This is a genomic window from Aestuariivirga sp., from assembly GCF_037139295.1.
Taxonomy (GTDB): domain Bacteria; phylum Pseudomonadota; class Alphaproteobacteria; order Rhizobiales; family Aestuariivirgaceae; genus Aestuariivirga.
In genome coordinates this window covers 1-1,678 of sequence record NZ_JBAXGR010000301.1, presented here as the reverse complement: position 1 = coordinate 1,678, position 1,678 = coordinate 1, and the positions used below count along the sequence as shown (strand labels likewise).

Annotated in this window: 1 protein-coding gene; it reads right to left on the bottom strand. The window is 61.0% G+C overall.

Translation table 11 applies throughout. The annotated features are described in order from the left end of the window. Positions 1-208: 208 nt before the first annotated feature. Positions 209-1,395 (bottom strand): IS3 family transposase gene (locus tag WCJ41_RS22115; protein ID WP_336907990.1). Its coding sequence is split into 2 segments (ribosomal slippage): positions 209-1,131 and positions 1,131-1,395, totalling 1,188 coding nucleotides; the frame shifts between segments, so codons are not numbered across the junction. Positions 1,396-1,678 lie beyond the last annotated feature (283 nt).

Sequence of the window (1,678 nt, the reverse complement as noted above, 5' to 3'; positions counted from 1 at the left end):
GGCCGGCAGCATGGCGATGGCCTGCACGACGTGCCCTTCGCGCCCATAGGGACCAGCATCGCCCCGGATCGTCTGTTCGCCATCGACGATCTCGATGTTGGCACCTTCGCGCGAAAACAACGGTTTGCGCACGTACCGGCCGCCCAGACGTGACGCCTTGGGATCGTCCGCGAATGGTCAGCCCCCATCGAGTGCTCCACTTTGAATGTTAGTTGATCGGCGGCCTTTTTGCCAGACCGAGCATGGCCGGCGGAGCGGATGAAGCGCGCGCAGACGGCCATGCGGCGAAGCTGGGCACGAACACTTCGGGCGCGGGCGGTCGATAGCCGAGCGACTGGTGTGGTCGAACGAGATTGTAATGCCGTCGCCAACTTTCGATGATCACTTGAGCCTCCCGGAGCGAGTAAAAGATTTCGCCGTTGAGCAGTTCGTCTCTGAGCCGGGCGTTGAACGACTCGATGTAGCCATTCTCCCACGGTGAGCCCGGCGCGATGTAGGCGGTCTTGGCCCCAACGGCCCCAATCCAGGCTTGAACCGCCTTGGCAATGAACTCTGGGCCATTGTCGGATCGGACGTGCCCAGGAACGCCGCGCAGGATGAAGAGGTCGGAGAGGACATCGATCACCGAGGTGGAGTTCAGCCTGCGCGCCACCCGGATCGACAGGCACTCGCGGGAGAACTCGTCAACAACGTTGAGCATGCGATACTTCCTGCCGTCATGGGTCCGGTGCTCCACAAAGTCATACGACCACACGTGGTCGCGGTGCTCGGCGCGAAGCCGAACGCATGATCCATCGGCAAGCCAGAGCCGGCCGCGCTTGGGTTGTTTGGCTGGAACTTTCAGCCCCTCTTGTCTCCAGATCCGTTCAACCCGCTTGTCGTTGACGACCCAGCCGGCACCTGCACGCAGCAACTCCGCTATTTTGCGGTAGCCGTAGCGGCCATATTGACGGGCAAGATCGACGATGTCGGCTGTCAGCGCTGCTTCGTCGTCACGCCCTTGAGGTGCCTTGCGTTGGGTGGAGCGGTGTTGGCCGAGCACCGCACATGCGCGACGCTCGGAGACCTGGAGTTCACGCCGCGCGTGCTCGATCACGGCACGGCGGCGTGCGGGGCTTAGAAGTTTCCCTTGGCAGCCTCTTTCAAGATCAGCTTATCCAACGTCAGATCGGATACTGCACGGCGCAGCCGCTGGTTCTCTTGCTCAAGCTCTTTCATCCGCTTCACCTGGTCGAGCTTCAGGCCGCCGTACTCTTGTTTCCAACGGTAATACGTCACCTGCGTTACGCCAATTGCGCGCACCGCGTCGGCAACCGATTTACCCTGCGAAACCAGAACATCGACCTGGCGCAGCTTGGCAACAACCTCTTCTGGTTTGTGTCTTTTCGTCGGCATCTTCCGTCCTCCAACGGTCTAAAACCATAACATCGGTTCGGACCACTTCGAGGGGGGAAGACCACGACCAGTTCGAATATCTCGCCGGCATTTCCGGTAAGGCGGGTAACCTGAAAGGCCAGATGCAGGCCGGCGGCAATCCGTTTGAAAGCGTGCGCAGTCGCGAATATCCCAATCCGCCGCTCAATATGCCCTATTCCTCGACCCTGTTCGCCAAGGCCGCAACCGATGCCGGCCTGCATCCCTTCCCCTCGCCTTCCGCCAACCTGTCGCGGGCCTATGT